The sequence below is a fragment of the Verrucomicrobiia bacterium genome (assembly GCA_035946615.1).
Lineage (GTDB): Bacteria > Verrucomicrobiota > Verrucomicrobiia > Limisphaerales > UBA8199 > DASYZB01.
In genome coordinates this window covers 23086-43892 of record DASYZB010000009.1, presented here as the reverse complement: position 1 = coordinate 43892, position 20807 = coordinate 23086, and the positions used below count along the sequence as shown (strand labels likewise).

Here is a 20807-nt window from a genome sequence, read left to right as displayed (position 1 = left end):
TTGCCGAAAGTTCTTTACAGGGGCTGCTGGGAATTCTAAGGTGGAGAGATTATATTAATAGAAGATTGTTTTGATTAAGCAAAAGCATGCAAGCCAAAGCCAAGACGATAAGTGATTTCAAGCTGCACGAGCGGGATACGGGTTCGGCGGATGTGCAGATTGCGCTCCTGACGCAGCGCATCAACCACTTGACTGAGCACCTGCAAAAGAACAAGAAAGACCACAGCTCTCGCCGCGGCTTGCTGATGATGGTGGGTCAACGCCGCCGGTTGTTGGATTATCTCCAAACCACCGACGTGAACCGCTATCAGGCCGTCACCAAGAAGTTGAAGTTGCGGAAATAGGACCTGCCCCAGGGTGCTCACTCCTCAAAACGGAGGGGCTGGGAACGATTTTCGATTGAACTGAGCCCGTAAAACGCGAGCGGCTCGGTTTACCATATCAAAAAGTTCGCGAACAAAAAGGTTCCAGTGCGCTGGGTAATTTCATTCAGCTCCGAACGAATTCGGAGTTCACTGAAGTTTCTCGGTGGCGCTGGGATGGAAAGAACATCATGTCAGAGAAAGCCACCGCCCCAATAGGGGACAAGCAGATCATTATTGAAACAGGAAAACTCGCCAAACAGGCCGACGGCGCTGTTACAGTTCAATTAGGCGAAACGATTGTCATCGTTGCCGCAGTCGGCGCCGCCAAAGCCAAGGAAGGCCAGGATTTCTTCCCGCTCACCGTCGATTACCGGGAAAAGGCCGCTGCAGCGGGCAAGTTTCCCGGCGGCTACTTCAAACGCGAAGGGCGCCCCACCGAAAAGGAGATTCTCACCTCGCGCCTGATTGACCGGCCTATTCGCCCGCTCTTCCCGCGCGGCTGGTACAATGAGGTCCAGGTCCAAAGCATTGTGTTGAGCGCCGATGGCGAGAATGACCCGGACATGCTGGCCCTGTTAGGCGCCTCGGCGGCCCTCATGGTCAGCGACATCCCCTGGGCCGGTCCCATCGGGGCGGTCCGCGTCGGGCGTGTCAAAGGCCGGCTTATTGCCAACCCAACGCATACCGAGATGCTCGAGAGCGACCTGGACCTGGTTTACGTCGGCAACGAAACCGACCTTGTCATGTTCGAAGGCTCCGCCAAGGAAATGCCGGAGGCTGATTTTAACGCCGCCCTCAAGTTCGCTCAGGAGGCCATCCAGCCGACTATCGCCGCGCAAAAGGACCTCGTCGCCCGCGCCGGCAAAGCCAAACGCAAAATTACCCTGAATATCGTCCCGGACGAAATTCTTAAGGAAGCCAAAGCCCTTGCGGGTGACCGCATCGTGACGGCCTTGCTGACGCCCAAAAAACTCGAACGCGAAGCGGCAGTTTCCGAAATCACTGACGAAATCAGCAAGAAGCTGATTGAAAAATTCGGCGGAGAAAAGGTGACCGAATTCGTGCTGAAGGACGCCTTTTATTACATCCAAAAAGAGGCCGTGCGCGGTTTGATCATGAACCACAATAAACGGCTGGATGGCCGCGATTTCGATACCGTTCGCCCCATCCAAGGGGAAGTGGGGGTTCTGCCCCGGGCACACGGCTCGGCCTTGTTCCAGCGCGGCGAGACCCAAGCGGTCGCGCTTTGCACGCTGGGCACCGGGGAAGACGCGCAGGAATTTGACTCCTACACGGGAGGGGCCAGCGAAAAGAAATTCATCCTGCATTATAATTTCCCCAATTTCTCCGTCGGCGAGACCGGGCGCATCAGCGGCCCGGGGCGGCGTGAGATTGGGCACGGGGCCCTTGCGGAGCGCTCATTGGAGCCGATGGTGCCGATTGAGGCTTACCCGTATTCGATCCGCATCACCAGTGAGATCATGGAATCCAATGGGTCCACCTCGATGGCATCGGTTTGCGGCGGCTGCCTGGCGCTGATGGACGCCGGCGTGCCGATGACCCGGCCCGTGGGCGGCATCAGCATCGGCTTATGCACCGAGCACGATGAGCAGGACAAAATCTCCCAGTACAAATTGCTGACCGATATCATCGGATGGGAAGACGCCTTTTGCGACATGGATTGCAAGATCGCCGGAACGGAAAAAGGGATTACCGGCTTTCAGCTTGATTTGAAACTGCGCGGCATCCCGCACAGTTTGATGACTGAAGCGGTCGAGAAGGCGCGCGTTGCCCGCCTGCACATCCTGGCCGAGATGGCCAAGGTCCTGGACGCCCCGCGCAAGGAAATCAGCAAATACGCCCCGCGTATCGAAACGCTCAAGATCAACCCCGAGAAGATTGGATTGCTGATCGGGCCTGGCGGCAAGAATATCAAAAAACTGGTCGAGGAATCCGGGTGCGAAATCAACATCGAAGACGACGGCACAGTCAATATTTACTCCGTGTCCGAGGAAGGGATGAAGATTGCCCGCGACGCCATTGCGGGGATGACCGCTGAAGCCGAGATTGGGAAAATCTATCGGGGCAAGGTCGTCACGATTAAGGATTTCGGCGCGTTTGTGGAATTCCTGCCGGGCAAAGACGGGCTGGTGCACATCAGCGAATTGGCCAATTTCCGGGTTAAACAGACCGAAGATATCGTCAAGATGGGCGACGAGATTTGGGTCAAATGCCTCGGCGTGGATGAAAAGGGCCGGGTGCGGCTCTCGCGCAAAGCAGCCATGGCCGAACGCGATCAGCAAATGGGCGGCGAGGCCGGCCAAACCCCGGAGGGCGCCGGAGAGCGCCCGGAGTCAGGCGATCACGGCCAGAGCCCGGAGCATCGTGGGGAGCGTAGTGAGCAACGAGGCGAGCGCAGAGACCGTGGGGGGGACCGCGGCGGCCGCGGGGGGGATCGCGGAGGCCGCGGTGATCGCCCGCCGGATCGCGGGGATCGCAACCGCGAGCACTCACATTCAGGTCAACCGGGGCCTCACTAACCGGCTGTCTCGGGCTCAAGCAGGCTTAATCGCCAAGCGCGGACAACTCAGGTCCGCGCCGAGCGGTTAGGACTGCCCCAGTCCTCTAATCTAGTCTCAATACCTTGTTTAAAGGGTTTTTTTAAACCGCGAAGTACGCGAAATACGCGTAAGAATCAGGCGGTTTCCGCGTAATTTCGTATGTTTCGCCGTTTATCTCTCTTCTTTATTCGAGCCCAGACGCAATAAATAACTCAAAAATGCTCGACTAAAGACATTTTCTGCGCTCCAATTGACAGCGAGTTGAAATTGCTGCCCAAAAAAGGGCGAACAGGCGCGCCAGTTTCGAAGCAGAGGTGCGGTTTTGGCCTCGGCTTCGTGCTATTGTGTGGGATTGTCGCTATACCCCACTCTCACGCCGCCGAGATTCCGAATCCGACAGCCTAACCACCTTTATGAAACACACATCATCCTTCCGAAACGCCCTGACTCTGGCCATGTGCCAAATCGGGTTGCTCTTGTGCCCAACATTGCACGCAGCGGTCACCTTCACCGTCACCCCCGCCATCGTCAGCAACACCTACAACGGACCCATCACCTTGCTGGTGAGCGGTTTGACCAACACCGAAACGGTGACCGTGCAGAAATTCCTCGACGTCAACACCAATGGCGTGGTCGATGCCAGCGATTGGCTTGTGCAGCAGTTCAGTCTCACTGACGGTCAGGCGGGCATGGTGATCGGTGGCATCACGAATTTCAACGTCCCCGGTGACACTGATGCGACGGCAGGGCAAATCACCGCCAGGTTGAATTTCCGCAACGGCGACTTTATGCAGAACATCGCCGGGAAATATGCGTTCAAGCTGTCCAGCCCGGGCGGCCATTTTTCGCCGATCACCAATCTTCTCAGCGTCACCAATGTGCCGTATGCGCAAAAGTTCACTGGCAACGTGGTTAGCAACAGCACCAGTGCCACCTTGCCTAATGCGGTTGTCCTCTTGTTCCCGCCGCCGCGGGCAGGCAAAAATGGGCCGGGCGGCTCGCCACTGGCCGGAGTAGTGGCGAACAATTCGGGCGGCTATAGCATCCCAGCGCCACCGGGGACTTACATGCCCGTGGCCTTCAGGAGTAATTATCTGGCCAACTTCGCCGCGCCACCAGTCCTTACCTTGAACAGTGGTCAAACCATCACCACGAATCTGACAATCCTGAAGGCGACAACCAGCATCTCAGGCAAACTGACGGATGCCAATAATGCCAGCATTGGACTGCCGGGCGTTCTCTTGCCGGCCCAAGGCAACGGCCTCCTCGGGGTCAGCTTTACCGATACTAATGGCAATTTCACAGTCGGCGTGCAATCCGGCGTTTGGGGTATCAAGGCCGATAGCACGAGCCTGCTCGTGCACGGATATGCCGTGCTTCAGAATAGTACTACCGCCAGTGCCGGCCAGACCGGGGTTAACCTCGGCTTGCCCAAGGCAACGGCGCTCTTTTATGGCAGCGTGAAAGACAGTCTGGGGATTGCCCTGCCCGGTATTGATATGTACGCCAATGACAACAACAACTACTTGTATGAAACCGACGGCTACGCCGACGCAAACGGCAATTATGTCGCGGCGGTGGTGGGTGGGCTGGGCGTCAATGATCCATGGTGGATTTCAGTCAGCAGCGACACGGGTCCCACCAATTATATGTTTTCACAACCGAGCTTTGATCAAAATGGCGGAACAAACATTAACTCCGGGACGGCTGTGCAGGCCAACTTCACCGCCCTTCTGGCGACCAATTACCTCACTGGCAACGTGCAGGCCAATGGGGTGAATATCGTAGGCGTAGGGGTCTATGCCTATGCGACCATTAATGGCGCCAGTTTTAACCTCTATACGGATACCGATGCCAACGGAAATTACTCATTTACTTTGGGCAATGGAAGTTGGTCTGTCGGTGTCAATTGCGGCGGCGGCAGTGACAGCCTGGATACCCTTCTGGGCAACGGTAATTTTCAATGCCCTAGCAATCAAAACGTCTCGATTAATAACAACAACGCGACTGCTAATTTCAACGTTCAACTCTGCAATGGAATTCAAATCGATACCACGTCATTGCCCGGTGCACAGGTCGGGACCTATTACGATGTGTACCTGGCCGCTTCGAGTTGCAACGGTAACGTCAACTGGTCCTTAAATGACCCTCAGAATTTCCCCCCCAACTTGAGCTTTGCTCCCAACGGCGAAATTTACGGCAATCCGAACACGTCCGGGACCTACAATTTTAGCGTGCATGCCGACGACGGCAACGGCCACACGGCAAACCAAGGCCTTTTGTTGAACATCAGCGGCGGCCCACTACAGATTCTCACGGGCTTCCTGCCCAACGGCACCAACAACGTCTTTTACAGCCAGTCATTCCAAGCCACGGGCGGAACGGCCCCGTATAATTGGTCTATCCCGAGCTTTTCCGCTCCGTTGCCACCGAATCTGACGTTGGCGGCCAACGGCGTTCTTTCCGGCACGCCTATCATCACGGGCACCACCTATTTTGACGTGGTGCTGACCGACGCCGCTGCGAACCGCGTCGAACTGGACGGGTTAGCCCTTACCATTGTAAATCCCCCGCTGCCGCCGGTGGTCATCACCACCGGTTCATTGCCCAATGGCAACGTGGGCGCGGCTTACAATGCTCAACTCGGGGCGACCGGCGGGCAAACGCCTTACACGTGGTCTCTGGCCCTGGGCTCGGCTAATCCGCCGCCCGGATTATCGATCAATCCCAATGGCCTTATTTCCGGCACGCCCACGGCCAGCGGATTATTCAATTTCAAAGTCCAGGCCATGGACGCAAACTTCGCAATGACCAATAAAGTTGTTGGCATCACCATCAACCCTGCGCCCGTCCTTAGTCAGCCGGCCTTGCTGGCGGGCCGCTTCTCGATGCAGATCACGGGCGGCTCCAATCAGAATTACACCCTGGAAGTCTCCACCGACCTGGCTGGTTGGTCGCCACTTTTTGTAACCAATAATCCAACGGCCAACTCATTCATTCTGGTGGACCCGACAACTCCGATGGGACAACAGCGCTTCTACCGCATCTTAATTGGACCATAGCCCAACGGCGGACAACGAGCCAGCTATTTCAGCTTACCACTACGAGGGTCCCTGGCCGGACAGATGACAAAGCCGCCAGCCCAGGATGTCGGGGTCTGAATGAATGACAGACTCGAGTTTCACGTTCAAAGGTTAACCTGGCTGCACCCCTTCCACAAGAACAAGACGGGAGCAGCCTCCCCTGCGAGGCTGCGAAAAGCGAGGCGAATCTGGGATCTGGAGCCCCCCGCATCCGGATGAGGGGTCAGCTCAGAGATTAAGGGCCAACTGTGGCCCTCCTGGCCGGCGGAACGCCACTGTGGACAATTCAGGCCCCTCCTCTGGCAAGCCAACCTTGCGACGTGCGACATGGAACATTCGCGAGATCTGATCGGCGAAAATCCCCTCTCCTCGCATCCTGGAACCGAAGCGGGGGTCATTGAGCTTGCCGCCGCGGATCGCGCGGATGCGGCCCAGAACTTTGTCTTTCCGATCTGGAAAATTCCGCTCGAGCCACTCCTGGAATATCGGCGCTACCGTCAGCGGCAAGCGCAGGACTTCGGTGTAGGCCCAACTGGCTCCCGCTGCTTTGGCCGCGGCCAGGACCGATGGAATTTCATGGTCGTTGATCGCCGGGATCACCGGCGCCACCAATACGCCCGCCGGCACCCCGGCCTTGGCCAGGGTTGCCATGGCTTCCAGGCGCTGCCTCGGTGAGGCGGCCCGGGGTTCCAGTTTGTGCGCCAACTCCGAATCCAGCGTCGTAATGGAGATGTTCACATGCACGGCTCGGTGCGCCGTCAACTCTTTCAAAAGGTCCAGGTCGCGGGTGACCAGGGCATTCTTGGTGATGATAGAAACCGGGTTGCGAAATTCGGCCAACACCGCCAGACAGCGCCGGGTGATTTGAAGCTTGCGTTCGATCGGCTGGTAACAGTCCGTAACGCCGCTCATTGCCAGCTCCTGTGGTTTCCACTTGGGTGAAGAGAGCTCTTTGCGCAGCAGTTCGGGCGCATTCTCTTTGACCATGATCTTGCGCTCGAAATCCAGGCCGGCTGAGAAGCCCAGGTACTCGTGCGTGGGCCGTGCATAGCAATAGGAGCATCCGTGTTCACATCCCCTGAAGCTATTAATGCTGGCCTTGAACGGAATATCGGGACTGTCGTTGTAAGTGATAATCGTTTGCGACAGGTCCCGCAGAAATTGTGTCTTCGGGGAGGGCTCCTCCTCGGGATTCCAGTCTTCATCGCGCTCGAGTCGAAGTGTTTCAAAGCGGTTTGGTGGGTTGCTGAGCGCTCCCCGACCGCGCGGCGATGAAGATTTGGTGATCACCTCTCGATTCTCATTCATTCAACCATCCCGTTCCAATCGAATACTCTACGATGCTGCTTCGTCTTTAACAGAGGAGTAATATGGCAAGCCTGTGTTTGCTTGGCGAGGACGGGATTATGGCCAGCCACTGGGACCTTGGCGAGGGGTCATTGGCTGTGGGCCGTGATGCATCAGCCGATGTGACCATCAACGACGCGGCGCTCTCGAGGCGTCACTTTGTTATTTCGCGAGAAGGGCCGGATTACGTTCTTAAAGACCTGAACTCAAAGAATGGGACTTGGGTCGATGGCCGGCGCAGCACCCAGACCACTAAATTGCGCCACCACGACTGCATATCGGCGGGTCGAACTCTGTTTATGTTTGACGAGCAGCGAAGAAATGGCTAATGATGCGCTGTCTATCCGCAAAGCAGCGGAGACCGCTATGGCCAGGATTTGGACAAAGAGTGGCCGATTCTCGTGCAGGGGCTGTCCTAAAGGGCACGGATTGTCCGTTTGCCGGGGGCTGGCAGCGCGAAATCGCCAAAAGTCGCCCTCAGAGTGGTTTCGGGCAGTGGCACCCGGCTTTTGATGCTCTCACGTTTGATAGGGCCGTATTCCCGGCTATCAGCGCTCGATGGCCGGTTATCACCCAAAACGAAGTACTCTCCTGGGCGTAGTTTAAAGACAGACCTTTGGTTCCGTTCGTCAGGGAAGGTGAATGTATATTTTGGCAAGTATCCTTCAATCAGCATCTTGCGATTAATGAAAACATACCCCCGCCAAATCTCCAAGGTCTCTCCCGGCAAACCGACTATCCGCTTAACAGCGTATTCCTTGTTGCCATCATCCACCAGGACGATGTCGCCGCGAAGGAGTGGGCCAGAGATGGGTGCAGTATAGATGCGTGCGCCAGGCTCGTAGGTGGGCTCCATGCTGGTGCCATCTACGACTGAAACGGACCCCGAAACCGACGCAATGACGGTATGACCGGCGGCGATCCCTGCCAACGCGGCCAAACTGACCATTAAAAGCCAGCGAAACACGTCCTTTCGCCACAAATTCCTACTCAACCAATAAAGCTCTAGCATATTTGGCTTCCATCCGATGTCGCAAGTTCCTTGCCAACCTGGCCAACAATTCGCCTTTGCATCGGTTGGATTACATGACCATGCTCCTGTGAGCGAAATCCAGCCCATCAGGCCACGGAGACGCGAGGTGATTATGAGCTACACGATTCAATATCTGCAATCGGACGAAGCGGCCCAGGGAATCGAGGTCAGCACGCTGGTCAATTGCCTGGTCCAGGATGCGATTCGGCTCAGCGCCAGTGATCTGCACATTGAACCATGGGAGAACTCGATTGCCGTTCGGGCCCGAGTCAACGGAGTGCTGACTGAGATCGCCCATCTGCCACTCGAGTTGCTCGATAAAATCTCGACCCGTTTCAAGGTCATGGCCAACCTGGTGACCTATCAGGTGGGCATGCCTCAGGACGGGACCGCCCTGGGCGGCCCGGAACTGGAGGGGGTGCAGTTGCGTGTCTCTATTTTCCCGACGACCCGTGGAGAGAAGATCGTTGCGCGCCTGTTCGACCCGCGCGACCGGCGGTTTGATTTGGGGTCATTGGATTTCGAAGAATCGACGCTTCAAGGGCTGCTGCGGGTGCTCAAACGCACCAGCGGCCTGCTCCTGTTTACCGGCCCAACCGGTTCAGGCAAGACCAGCACGATGTACTCGGCTTTGTGCTATATCATCCAGCGGGACGGCGCAAGCGTCAGCATCAACACCGTCGAAGACCCGGTCGAATTCAACCTCGCGATGGTGAGCCAGACCCAAATCAACTCCAGCCAGGGATTTACTTATGCGATGGCGTTACGGAGTATCATGCGGCAGGACCCACAGGTCATCATGGTCGGGGAAATTCGTGATGCCGAAACAGCGGCTATTGCGGTGCAGGCCGGTTTGACAGGGCACCTGGTCATTAGCACGATCCATTCGGGAGTCTCGGCAGGTGCTTTTACACGCCTGATCAACATGGAAATCGAGCCGTTCATGCTCGCCTCCAGCGTGCTGGCCGTGATGGGCCTGCGCCTGGTCCGGCGCAACTGTCCAAATTGCCTCCAGGCCTACGAGCCCACGCCAAGCCAGCTTAAAGTGGCTCCGCAGGAACTCGTCGCAGAGGCCCAGTTCCGCCAGGGGGCAGGATGCGAGCAATGCAACAACACCGGCTTCGCCGGGCGCATGCCCGTCAGCGAGTTGTTGCTGGCCAACGAACCTTTCCGAGAAGCCATCCTCAAAAAAATGCCCACCTCCGCTCTTGAAGAAATCGCTGTCCAACAGGGCATGCGCACCCTCTGGCAGAATGGCCTGCGCCGCGCCCTCAGCGGCCAGACCACACTCGAGGAAATCATCCGGGTCGTGGCCGCTGATTTAATGTGAGGCCCTTTTTGACTGGCCAGGCCAGCCGCGTTGGGCACAAGCTTCGGGCGATGAAAGCGACTCTCTTTTTCTCATTGGCAGCCGTCGCGGTGAGTTGGTTGGTTGTCCCGCAGGCAGCAATTGGGGCCGACTTGGTTTATGCGAAAGATGGCTCGGGTGTTTACGGCTATAAAGACACCCCCAAACTTCCCTGGTGCCAATGGCTGGTCCACGACCCGGACCGGCCCAATCCCAAGCGCGTGGACCCGGGTCAGGCTGGGCCACCCGCGCCAATGCCTTCGGATGCCGTCATGCTCTTTGACGGCCAGGATGTTTCGCGTTGGGAACCGCTCGGGGATTGGAAGGTGGCCGATGGCTGCCTGATCTCAGGCAACAGCCACTTTGCGACGAGGGAAAGCTTCGGCAACATTCAGCTTCACATCGAATGGATGGCGCCCGCCGGCTTTGAAGGCCCCTGGTATAACCGCGGCAATAACGGCGTCATGCTCATGGGCCTCTATGAAATCCAAATCTTCGATTCCTATAATGAGAAAATCTATCCCGATGGCGCCTGCGCCGCCATCTACGGCCAAACACCGCCCCTGGTGAATGCCACGCGTCCGCCGGGACAGTGGCAAACCTATGACATCGTGTTTCTGTCGCCGAAGTTCGATGGCCAGAGACTCCTTTCTCCCGCCCGCGTGACGGTTTTCCATAACGGCATCCTGGTGCAACTCAACGAGGAGATTCATGGCGAGACCGGCCACCGCATCCTGCCCGAATATAAACACAAAATCAGCGAAGGCCCTCTGGCCTTTGGCGGGCACGGATGCCCGGTGCGATTCCGCAATGTCTGGCTGCGGCGGCTCTGAAAGCGCCGCGTTCATGTTCACCGTAACATGAACGCAGGTCCGCCAATGCAACCCTACTCCGACGGCGGCCCGCTCTCAGGCACTGCCCGGTAAAAACGGGCGGAGTCGGCGCCGGCGTCCGGATCGACAAAATTGATCAAACCATCCACCACCTGATTGGTGCAGATCGGTGTCCAGCGCAACAAGTCCGTCGAATACTCGATATGGAACCAGGCGCCATCCGGGCCTCCGGCGCTCAGACTGAAACAATCCCCAGGCAACATCCCGGTGATTGGGCGCGGGGAGCCGCTATCCAGAATGACCGCTCCGGCCACAGTCGGGAAGCCCATCAGATAATTGGTGCCGGGCGCGAGCTTGAGCACCACCGTGCTGGTGATATCCGGCGGGCCGTCATCCAGGGGCACCACGGTAATTTGAGCGCGCCTTTCGCCCGCCGGGATGGTCACCGAACCGGCGAGCGGCACATAATCCACGCCGTTGGTGGCGCTGCCGCCGATATCATAACTGACGACTAAATCGTCATTGGTATCACCGAACCGGCGCACCGTAAACGTGGCATCCTTTGGCCCGCAATTGGTAAAGAACCGGCGGAACGAGATGGCCGTCGCCCAGTTACCCCACGTGGGCGCCGGGTTGGTCAACCCAACCCAGGGCCAACAATTGGTCCCTTCAATCGCCAGCGGGTCGGTGGCCGCGATGCTCACGATTGGCGGACGATTGGTCGGCGGCGGCGGCGATGGAAGAATAGTGATATTGACCGGCGGAGAGGTGGACATGGCTCCCCCGTTATCAGTGGCCACTGCCGTCAGCGGGTACAGTCCAACTGGCGGGTTGGACCAGACCAGGAAAAACACGTTGGATGGGCAATAGAGCATGGGTGTGCTCGCCGTAAGGCAGATGGTCTGGCCCGCACCGAGGTCGTTAGTGCCCGCAAAGAACTCCACCGACGCCACCGAGCCGTCCGAGTCCTTTGCGTAGGCAAAGATCGGGACATCTGCCGGCGTCCTAAATACCGCGCCATTGGGCGGGCTGCTGATGCGCACCAAGGGCGGGTAATTGGTCGGGGGCGGCGGGGGCGGCCCGGTCTGCACCGAGATGTTGACCCCCGCAGAGGTGGTTGATGCCCCCCCATTGTCGGTTGCCACGGCCGTGAGTGTGTAATTGCTTGGCGGGACATTAGACCAAACCAGGACATAGACCAGCCCGTCGTATCCATCCACACCCGGGGGGTCCAGAACTAACGGCATGCCGGGCCCCAGATCGGTAGTTCCTGCAAAGAACTCCACATTGCTTACAGACCCGTCCGGGTCGGCTGCTTTGGCAAATAATCGAATATCAACCGGAGTAAAAAATGTGGCGCCGTTTTGTGGAGAAATCAGGCTAACGATAGGCGGAACATTGGTGGGCGGCGGAACGGTTTTGACACTGACATTTACCGGGTCGGATGTGGTCGATGCGCCGCCATTATCCGTTGCCACGGCTGTGAGACTATAGTTGCCGGGAGGGACATTGCTCCACAGCAGGCAGAACGGGTTCACCGGGCTGGCGCTTGCCGGGTTATTGGTCCGAATCCCCAGGCTGGTTGTTCCGGCGAAGAACTCGACGGTCGCAACGTAACCATCCGGATCAAACGCATAGGCGCAGACCGGGATATTGGCCGGGGCGGCAAAGGTCGCCCCGCCAGGCGGTGTGGTGATGGCAACCGTCGGCGGAATATTGGTCATGAACGTGGGTGTGATATAGACCACCGCTGTATCCGGCTCTCCGATGATATAGTTAATCGGTATCATCAACGGCGAGGCCGTCAGGTGCAACTTCACCGTTTCCGTGGCGCTTTGGCCGTTATTAATCGGGTCAATCGCTATCGAATTAGTTCGTTCTCCTGCGGGTATGGTCACCCAGTTCCCGATTTGGGTATAGTCCACGCCATTCGTCGCCGTCCCCACAATGCTGTAGTAGATATTCAAAGTCGCGTTGGTTGGACCCGCTCGCACCGCGGTGAACGTGCCGGTCTTGCCCGCCCACGAGGCCAAAGGATCCGTTGCCCAGATCGTGACCACGGGCATTGAAAAGTTGGTGGCTATTTGGGCCGACGCGCCTAACGCTCCTGCGAAAAAAAACCCAAAAAAAAGATGGCTGCCGTGCAAGGCCCAGAGTTTATGCAGTTTCGATTTCATACGAATGATCTTTCTTCGTCTGTGCCCGCATACTGACCGTAAAGTAAATAGTCCACGGCAAAGACGGTCAAGTCCGTACATTCCCTTAACAGCTTTCCTTACCACTTCGGAGCGACGAGCGAGCCTTCTGCGAGTCCTCGTATTCTTGCGGTTTTTGCTCGGGAATTGAATTGATCAGGGTTCCTGGAATTCGACCCTACCCACGAGTCCGGCACCCGAGACTTTTTGCCATTATCTCCATGCACCAGGTCGCTGAATCATGCGGCGAAGGACACCGAGGGAATTTCTCCGCGTCAACGAATTGGCTTGCTTCTGTGCGCGCCCTGGCCTTTAAGTAGAGTGCGCGTGGGGCCGCAGCGCTGCTGCTTCTACGCATCGTGCAAACAGAAGCTTTTATGTCAAAGGTCCAACTATCCTGCCTTGGCTGGTCTTATACGTATTTCAAACATTCCCTCTGCGCTGCGGGTCTGTGGGTGCTGCTATCGAGCAGTGTGGCAGCGAGCGGCGCCGCCGGAGGGGGTCAGCCAATCTCGCTCGCGACTCACAAGATCGAAGTCCATACCCCGGCCCTGCGCGCCAAGTTGGAAGCTCAGGGCGCCAAGCTCATAGCCGATTACGGCAGCTACCAACTCTATGAAGCGGCTCAGATTGCTCCAGACGTGCTGAATCAACCCGGCATCGAGTCGCGCGACCAGTACAACATTATTGAATTGCACGCCGCCCCATTGGATACCAGCAAGCCCGAGGTCCAGGCCCTTCGCAAAACAGCCGGCTCATTCTCCGGCAAACATCTGCACCTGGTGCAATTTGCAGGGCCGGTCCAACCCGCCTGGCGCGATGAGTTGGTTGCGGCTGGAGTTCAAATCGTCGCGTATATCCCTGAAAATGCATACTTGATTTATGGCGATTCTGGCGCTATCGCTAAGGTCCAGAGTTTGGCAGCCACAGCCCCGCATGTCCAATGGGACGGCCCCTTTCTTGCCGAGTATAAGATTCACCCGGCTGCCCGAACGATCGATGCCCAGGGCAATCCGCGCCAGATTGGGACAGACCTTTTTGCCATCCAACTAGTTGCTGACAACGCTAATGCGGCCACGTTACAATTGATCGATCAGCTCAAACTCGAACCACTCAAGAAGGAAAACGCCGTTCTTGGATATTTAAATGTCATCGCGCGGCTCGACCCCGCCACCCTCACCCAGCTTGCGGCACAGCCCGACCTCTTATCCATCCAGCCGTATTTCGTCCCCAAAAAGTTATGCGAACGACAGGACCAGATTTTGGCCGGGAATCTGACCGGGAACGTCCCCAGCGGCCCCGGTTATCTCAACTGGCTCCAGGGTGTTGGGTTCTCCCAGGGCCAATTTTCCACCTCGGGCTTTGCGGTGGATGTTACGGATAGTGGCGTCGATGACGGGACGACGACGCCGAATCACCCAGGACTCTATGTCAAGGGTGATACGACCCAGAACAGCCGCGTGATTTACAACCGGCTCGAAGGAACTCCCAATCCAAATAGTACGCTTGTTGGCTGTGATGGCCATGGAACCATAAACGCCCACATTATTGGCGGATACAATGATTTGCCCATTGGCTTCCCCTTCACGGATTCTTCCGGCTTCCATTACGGTCTCGGTGTCTGCCCGTTCGTTAAAATCGGCTCCACGGTAATTTTCGATCCGGTTAATTACACTTTCCCGGACTTCACAGCCGTTCAATCGGCAGCCTACCAGAACGGTGCGCGCGTCAGCGCTAATAGTTGGGGCGGCGGCGTTCCTGGCGAATACAATGTGGACTCCCAGGAATATGATGCCCTGGTCCGCGACGCTCAACCTTCCGGCGCCCCAATCTCGGCGCCTGGCAATCAGGAGATGTGCATTGTGTTCGCCGCCGGAAACGACGGTGAATTCGGCTCTCAAACCGTCAGTTCTCCGGGGACAGGGAAGAACGTCATCACTGTCGGGGCGGGTGAAAACGTGCAGCCTTTCGGCGGACCTGACGGCGGCGGCATCGACGATACCGGCGCCGACAGCGCCAACGATGTGATTTTCTTCTCGAGTCGCGGTCCGTGCAGTGACCTTCGGCACAAGCCCGACATCATGTCCCCCGGCACCCACGTTAGCGGCGGCGTCGCCCAGGCGCCCAGTCCCGGCCCAACGGGTACGGCCGATCCCTGTTTTAACGGCTCACGGGTATCTGGCGGCCCAAACAACTCGCTGTTCTGGCCGCTCGGTCAGCAATTCTACACCTCTTGTTCGGGAACCAGCCAGGCAACGCCCGGGGCCGCCGGCTCCGCCGCCCTGGTGCGCCAGTACTTCATCAATAACTTCACCAATCCGCCCAGCCCAGCCATGACCAAGGCCTTTCTGATGAATACTGCCCGCTATATGACGGGCCTCAATGCCAATGATACCCTCTGGTCGGATAACGAAGGCATGGGCGAGGTGAACCTGAGCATGGCTTTCGATAACGCCACACCGCGGGTTTTGCGTGACGAACTACCGGCCGACCTCTTCACAGCAACGGGCCAGGCGCGTTATTTCACCAACGCGATTTCCGACCCCACCAAACCCTTTCGGGTCACCCTCGCATGGACGGACGCGCCCGGCAACACGGCTGGCAACGCCTATAACAACAACCTCGATCTCACCGTCTATGTTGGAAACAATGTTTACAAAGGGAACAACTTTAATGGCCGCTACTCGGTCACCGGTGGCAGCGCCGACTTCAGGGACAACGTGGAAAGCGTGTCTCTGCCTGCCGGCAATTCCGGCTTCGTGACAATAGCCGTCACAGCCGCCAACATTAACTCTGATGGCGTGCCCAACAACGGCTCGCCCTTGGACCAGGATTTCGCGCTAGTCGCCTATAACGCGACCTTGCCACCGCCCACGGTAAGCGGGGTTGTTCCTGCGAGCCTGACGTTAATCAATGGCCAACCGGCGACCTTTACACTCAACGTCACGGGCATTGCCCCATTTAGCTATCAGTGGCGCAAGAACGGCGCCAACATCGCCGGGGCGACTCTCAGCTCGTATTCCATTGCGGCCGTTACGACCAACGATGCCGGCGCTTATTCGGCAGTGGTCACCAATTCCTACGGCTCCGCCCTTAGCCCCGTCGCCGCGCTGACCGTGATTCAAACTTTGCCATTACCTTTCGCACTCGATAACAGCAACCTGACCTGGACCACCGACATCAGCACAACGCCTTGGTTCGGCCAGGCCGCCGTCTCGCATGACGGTATCGCTTCGGCCCGAAGCTATTTCATCGGCAACAATCAGCGGAGCACCCTGACAACAACCGTTACCGGCCCCGGCACACTCTCATTTTGGTGGAAGGTGTCATCCCAAGCCAATGGGGATACGTTTACATTTAGTGACGTGGCCCCGGGCGTGAACAATGCCGTGACGATCTCCGGCGAAGTCGATTGGAATTTGCAGCAGGTTTATCTCCCGGCCGGTCTTCAAACCCTGCAGTGGGTTTACGCCAAAAACGGTTCCGGCACTGCCGGAAGCGATACCGCGTGGCTCGACCAGGTGAGCTTTGTGGCTGGACCCACAGCCCCATTCATTACCCGGCAACCCACCGGCAATAGCATCATTGCCGGCGGCCCCATCACCTTCAGCGTCGTCGCCGATGGCACGCCCGTCCTGACATATCAGTGGCAGCTCAATGGCGTGAACATTCCTGGCGCCACATCGAGTTCCCTGTCAATTCCTAATGCCGGTGTTCTGGATAGCGGCACCTACACCGTGCTCATCAGCAACGCCTATGGATCGCTTCTCAGTTCCGGCGCGTATTTGGGTATCGTTCCGCTGGTGGGTCGCGGCGACAATTCGCTGGGCCAACTCAATGTGTCACTCGTGGCCACCAACGCCGTCGCTATCGCCGCAGGCTCCTGGCATAGCCTGCTCCTTCGCGGCGACAGCTCGATTCTGGCTTGGGGCGAGAATTATGACGGCCAATGCAACGTTCCCAATACCCTGGTCAACCCGCTGGTCCTTGCCGGGGGCGGCTATCACAGCCTGGCGCTGCAGGCCAACGGAACGGTGGTGGGTTGGGGCGCCAATTACGACGGCCAGGCCACGCCACCCGCCGGATTGACCAATGTCATCGCCATTGCCGCCGGCACCTGGCACAGCCTGGCCTTGCGCTCAGACGGCACAGTTGTGGGCTGGGGCGATAACAGCCTGGGCCAAGCGATTCCTCCCGCCGGCTTGGCCAATGTCATCGCCATCGCTGCCGGAGGCAGTCACAGCCTCGCGTTGCGCTCGGATGGAACCGTGGTTGCCTGGGGTGAAAACACGGATGCCAATGGGAACTTCGTGGGTCAGTCCATTGTTCCGGCCGGTTTAGCCAAGGTCGTGGCCATCGGCGCGGGAGAGTATCACAGTCTGGCCGTCAAAGCCGATGGAACTCTGGTCGCCTGGGGCGATAACTCTCAGGGCCAATGCCAGCCGCCGCAGCCTTTGACCAATGCCATCGCCGCGGCGGGCGGCAGCGGGCATACCGTCGTGCTGAAGGCCGATAGCACCATCCTTTGCTGGGGCAACGATTGGAATGGCCAGTGCGATTTCCCGGCCGGCACCTCGAACGTGGTCGCCATCGCCGCCGGTAGCGCCCATACGCTGCTGCTGGAAGGCAACCGCTTTGGCCTGCCACATCTGCTGCGTCCAACCCGTTCAGGCAATCAGTTTAGCGTTTTGGTTCAGACCCAGGTGGGCAGCAATTACGCGCTCGAATACAGCACTTCACTCAACCCGTCGAACTGGATTTCGCTTACCACCCTTAAAGGGGACGGCGCCTTGCATTACCTATTGGACACGACTGCCACCGGTCCGCAGCGGTTTTATCGCGTGCGCCAGTTCTAAGGGATCTGCAAAGACAAATTCCCTCTTTCGGGCGTGCGAAGGGATTCAACAAAACTGACTCTAAAGCGTTCAATCTGACGCCGATCGGTTGCTGCGCGCGGGTGGCTGAGGCGCCGACGCCAACGGCGTCTCCCTCATACCAGTCCCAGGACAAACGCCCGGGCGACGCCCTGGGAAATGGGGTGAGTGATGGTTTGCAGGCCAACGGCCTGCCTTATAGAGGATTCTATGAAGCAAACCGTTGGCCTGCGAATGCAGTCTTGGCCTCTTTTCCCACGGCGCTGGCCCTGGGCTGGTATAAACGAGGCCTTTGACCTGGGGACTCCGCTCTGGCGCCTAGGCCGAGTCTTGGACCCCGTCCCCGCCGTCGCCGTGTCTCCGACTTTGCATGAGACCAATTGAAAACTACGCCTGACAGATGTGGGCAATGCTAAGGGCCTCGGCCCACGGAAGCGCTCCGGCGCTTCGCATTTCCGCCCACACAACCTTCGCACGGTCTCACTCTGACTTGGGCGCCCAGGCCAGTCCGTCCGCGCCGCGCCCGGCATCGATTAGCTTGTCCACTTTCCAGTTTTTGAGGTCGAGCACGGCTACCTGGCGACTGGCGTCGCATGAAACAAATGCCACGGCCCCATCGGGACGCATCAGCACTTCCTGCGGGGCACGCGGCACATCAAACGAACGCACGACCTTCATGGTGTTGAGATCGACGACCGCGACCTGGTGTTCTCTGGGCACAGCCACCAGCAACCAGCGCCCATCGGGGGTCGGGGCGCTGCCGTAACCGGTGCCGGGCAGAGGGACCCATTTGCTGACCTGGTTGGAGGCGGTATCGATGACAGCCAGTTGCGGTTTGGTTGTGTCCGAGGTAAATGCCCAGCGGTCGTCCACCGAGAGCGAGATACGCTGGGTGTGAGGGGAGACGGGAATCACAGCCAGGACCTTGCCCTCCTGCAGGTCCAGGGCCGAGACCGTGCCGGGGCCAACATTGGCTGTATAACCCCGCCGGCCATCGCTGGTAATTGCCAGCATGTGCGACTCGGGTTGGCCGGTCGGAATGCTCCTGAGGATTTTCAGCGAATTCGGGTCCACAACGGTTATAGCGTTTTCCAACTCCGTTGTGATGTACAGCAGGCCGTCTTTGGTGCCGACCATGACGCAGTGGGGGCGGACGCCTTTGCCGAAATCCACCGTGCCAACGATCTGCCGTGACGTGAGATCGATGACGCGCATCAAGCGTCCATCAGTCCCAGCACCGCCGACGCCCGAGTTGCCGTAAATGGGGACAAAGGCCCGCTTGCCATCGGGCGAAGCCGCCACTTCGTGGCCGGTGACGCCATCTTCAGGGACGGCGGCGATTTGGGTTCCGGCAACCGGATCAATAATGCCGAGCGCGCGGTCGCCCTTATTGCAAACCAGGACCAGGCCCTGGCTTTCGGCGGCGGTCGCTTGGGTGGCGAACATCATCGAGGCCATTGCCGAGAATGTGAGAATGCATAACGCGACAAAGGAACCCATGCAACGATTTGGAGTCAGCAGTAAAACAATGAGTGAGATCATGCCCGAACCATTGCCTTGCTCGGCACGAAAGTCAACCGAGACGGCGCTGCTGCAACCGAGCTTCGGCCAGATCAATATCCCGCTGGATTCGCCTGAAGGCCTTGTTATCGAGTTTCTCCTCGTTTCGCAGTTGGATAACCGTCTGGCGTTCCGTCTCCAAAGCGCCCCGGGCTAACTCCTCAAAATCCGCTGAGAACAAGCGCGGGCCCCCTTCTTCATGCGGCACCTCATTGTGCAATTGGCGAATACGGTCCTCATACTCAGCCCGAAGGCGTTCAACAGTCTCGGGCCTGATGCGGTTGGACGAACGCATCTCTTCGAGACGCGCCAAGGCTGCCTCATTGGCCTTGAGTCGCGCAGTCTTCTCCTCTCGTTCCGACACCCGATCATCAACCACCTTTAACCAGCGAACCAGGGGCGAGAGCATTGGCCCTTGCAGCACCAGCGTTCCAAAGATGACGCAGAACGTCAGCAACAGGATGAGGTTGCGTCCGGGGAACGGCTGGCCATTGGGCAGCGCGAAAGGAATGGCCAGCGCTCCGGCAAGCGAATCAGCCCCTCGCATGCCCGTCCAGGCGATCAAGACCGCGTGCTGCCAGGGAGCAGCCGCTTCTTTCCGAAATGTCCGGCTCACCAGGCGAGATACATAGCTCGAGCCAAACATCCAGACAAAGCGAACCAGGACTATCCCCGCCAGGACGAGCACGGCCAGCTTTGCCGATTGGCTCATCGAATGGGCAGGAAGAGAACGAACCACCACCGGCAACTCCAGGCCGATGAGCATGAACAGCACTCCGTTCAGAATGAACACAACCGTTTCCCAAACCGGCAAGGCCTGCAGCCGCATCCGCCCCCGCAGCACCCGGGGCGCGTGCCAGCCATAGACCATCCCGGCGATGACCACGGCCAGGATTCCGCTAACATGCAGCCGTTCACCGGCGAAATAGGCCACATAAGGTGTCAACAGGGAGAACATCGTTTGGACGGGCGGATCATCCAAACGCCGTTGGACCTGAGTGGCCAGCCAGCCCGTGGCCAAACCCACGCAGATGCCTCCTGCCGCCGCAATCAAAAATCGCGTGGTTGCCTCGGCCAGCGAGAAGCTCCCCGTCATCACCGCCGCCACCGCGAACCGAAACGAGATAAACGAAGTGGCGTCATTGACCAGGCTTTCACCCTCCAGGATAACAACAATCCTGCGCGGCACCCGCAAGTGCTGCGTCACCGACAGAGCCGCCACGGCATCGGGTGGAGAAATGATAGCGCCGAAGACAAAACCGGCCGCCAGGGGCAAACCAGTCAGAGAATGGAACAAGTAAGCCGTGGCCGTCATAGTGGCCAGGACCAATCCTATGGCCAGGAACAGAATGGGGCGCAAGTTGGCGCGGAAATCCCGCCAAGTTGTATAGACGGCTGCCGGATAGAGCAGGGGCGGAAGAAACAAGTCGAAAACCAACCTGGGGTCCAGGCGTATCACCGGAACACCCGGAATCAGAGCAAGCACCAGACCGCCCACCGTGAGCAGTATCGGGTAAGGTACCCGGATTTTTCGCGCCGCCAGTGCCAGTAACCCAACGGCGACCAGACAGATTAGAATGAACTCGGTTTTGCCGACCATAGCTTTCG

At 58.2% G+C, this 20807-nt stretch carries 12 protein-coding genes; 7 read left to right on the top strand and 5 right to left on the bottom strand.

All coding sequences use genetic code 11. From position 1 onward, the window contains the following. The first annotated feature begins 86 nt into the window (after window positions 1-86). From rpsO to VG146_01300, 3 genes are all read left to right on the top strand, one after another. Window positions 87-344, top strand: a complete 258-nt coding sequence (gene rpsO, locus VG146_01310; protein HEV2390978.1) for a 30S ribosomal protein S15 — start codon at window positions 87-89, stop codon at window positions 342-344. 209 nt (window positions 345-553) lie between these two features. Beyond that, complete coding sequence (pnp, locus tag VG146_01305) at window positions 554-2905, top strand: polyribonucleotide nucleotidyltransferase (GenBank protein ID HEV2390977.1); 2352 nt, start codon at window positions 554-556, stop codon at window positions 2903-2905. 434 nt (window positions 2906-3339) lie between these two features. Next, on the top strand, window positions 3340-5988 hold the full coding sequence (locus VG146_01300; GenBank protein HEV2390976.1) for a hypothetical protein: 2649 nt from the start codon (window positions 3340-3342) through the stop codon (window positions 5986-5988). Between the two features lie 249 nt (window positions 5989-6237). On the opposite strand, the gene VG146_01295 is transcribed toward VG146_01300, so the two are convergent. Beyond that, entirely contained in the window at window positions 6238-7317 is a 1080-nt protein-coding gene (locus VG146_01295) for a PA0069 family radical SAM protein (GenBank protein ID HEV2390975.1), read from the bottom strand. Window positions 7318-7379: 62 nt separating this feature from the next. Here VG146_01295 and VG146_01290 point away from each other — a divergent pair, with 62 nt between their 5' ends. Continuing rightward, a complete protein-coding gene (locus VG146_01290) occupies window positions 7380-7685 on the top strand; it encodes an FHA domain-containing protein (protein HEV2390974.1) in 306 nt (101 codons plus the stop codon). 86 nt (window positions 7686-7771) lie between these two features. Here VG146_01290 and lepB read toward each other — a convergent pair whose 3' ends face one another. Further along, window positions 7772-8296, bottom strand: coding sequence for a signal peptidase I (gene lepB, locus VG146_01285; GenBank protein ID HEV2390973.1), 525 nt, complete (start codon window positions 8294-8296; stop codon window positions 7772-7774). Between the two features lie 205 nt (window positions 8297-8501). Here lepB and VG146_01280 point away from each other — a divergent pair, with 205 nt between their 5' ends. Together VG146_01280 and VG146_01275 are read left to right on the top strand one after the other, a co-directional pair. Further along, window positions 8502-9719: an ATPase, T2SS/T4P/T4SS family gene (locus VG146_01280; protein HEV2390972.1), complete on the top strand. Its 1218-nt coding sequence runs from the start codon at window positions 8502-8504 to the stop codon at window positions 9717-9719. A gap of 50 nt (window positions 9720-9769) precedes the next feature. Continuing rightward, entirely contained in the window at window positions 9770-10570 is an 801-nt protein-coding gene (locus VG146_01275) for a DUF1080 domain-containing protein (protein ID HEV2390971.1), read from the top strand. A 53-nt stretch (window positions 10571-10623) separates the two neighbouring features. Here VG146_01275 and VG146_01270 read toward each other — a convergent pair whose 3' ends face one another. After that, the gene (locus VG146_01270; GenBank protein ID HEV2390970.1) at window positions 10624-12747 is read right to left on the bottom strand and encodes an Ig-like domain-containing protein; all 2124 of its coding nucleotides are present in this window, start codon (window positions 12745-12747) and stop codon (window positions 10624-10626) included. 395 nt (window positions 12748-13142) lie between these two features. Here VG146_01270 and VG146_01265 point away from each other — a divergent pair, with 395 nt between their 5' ends. Continuing rightward, window positions 13143-17621 (top strand): S8 family serine peptidase, encoded by a 4479-nt coding sequence (locus VG146_01265; GenBank protein HEV2390969.1) that lies wholly within the window; start codon window positions 13143-13145, stop codon window positions 17619-17621. Window positions 17622-18119: 498 nt separating this feature from the next. On the opposite strand, the gene VG146_01260 is transcribed toward VG146_01265, so the two are convergent. Continuing rightward, window positions 18120-19181: a cytochrome D1 domain-containing protein gene (locus tag VG146_01260; protein ID HEV2390968.1), complete on the bottom strand. Its 1062-nt coding sequence runs from the start codon at window positions 19179-19181 to the stop codon at window positions 18120-18122. 31 nt (window positions 19182-19212) lie between these two features. Next, window positions 19213-20799 carry a Na+/H+ antiporter gene (locus tag VG146_01255; protein ID HEV2390967.1) on the bottom strand — a complete coding sequence of 529 codons (1587 nt, stop codon included), beginning with the start codon at window positions 20797-20799 and terminating at the stop codon, window positions 19213-19215. Window positions 20800-20807 lie beyond the last annotated feature (8 nt).

Bases quoted from the DNA above. Each gene is read 5' to 3' on its own strand.
- rpsO (HEV2390978.1), top strand. From the start codon at position 87: ATGCAAGCCAAAGCCAAGACGATAAGTGATTTCAAGCTGCACGAGCGG.
- pnp (HEV2390977.1), top strand. From the start codon at position 554: ATGTCAGAGAAAGCCACCGCCCCAATAGGGGACAAGCAGATCATTATT.
- VG146_01300 (HEV2390976.1), top strand. From the start codon at position 3,340: ATGAAACACACATCATCCTTCCGAAACGCCCTGACTCTGGCCATGTGC.
- VG146_01295 (HEV2390975.1), bottom strand. From the start codon at position 7,317: ATGAATGAGAATCGAGAGGTGATCACCAAATCTTCATCGCCGCGCGGT.
- VG146_01290 (HEV2390974.1), top strand. From the start codon at position 7,380: ATGGCAAGCCTGTGTTTGCTTGGCGAGGACGGGATTATGGCCAGCCAC.
- VG146_01280 (HEV2390972.1), top strand. From the start codon at position 8,502: ATGAGCTACACGATTCAATATCTGCAATCGGACGAAGCGGCCCAGGGA.
- VG146_01275 (HEV2390971.1), top strand. From the start codon at position 9,770: ATGAAAGCGACTCTCTTTTTCTCATTGGCAGCCGTCGCGGTGAGTTGG.
- VG146_01270 (HEV2390970.1), bottom strand. From the start codon at position 12,747: ATGAAATCGAAACTGCATAAACTCTGGGCCTTGCACGGCAGCCATCTT.
- VG146_01265 (HEV2390969.1), top strand. From the start codon at position 13,143: ATGTCAAAGGTCCAACTATCCTGCCTTGGCTGGTCTTATACGTATTTC.
- VG146_01260 (HEV2390968.1), bottom strand. From the start codon at position 19,181: ATGATCTCACTCATTGTTTTACTGCTGACTCCAAATCGTTGCATGGGT.
- VG146_01255 (HEV2390967.1), bottom strand. From the start codon at position 20,799: ATGGTCGGCAAAACCGAGTTCATTCTAATCTGTCTGGTCGCCGTTGGG.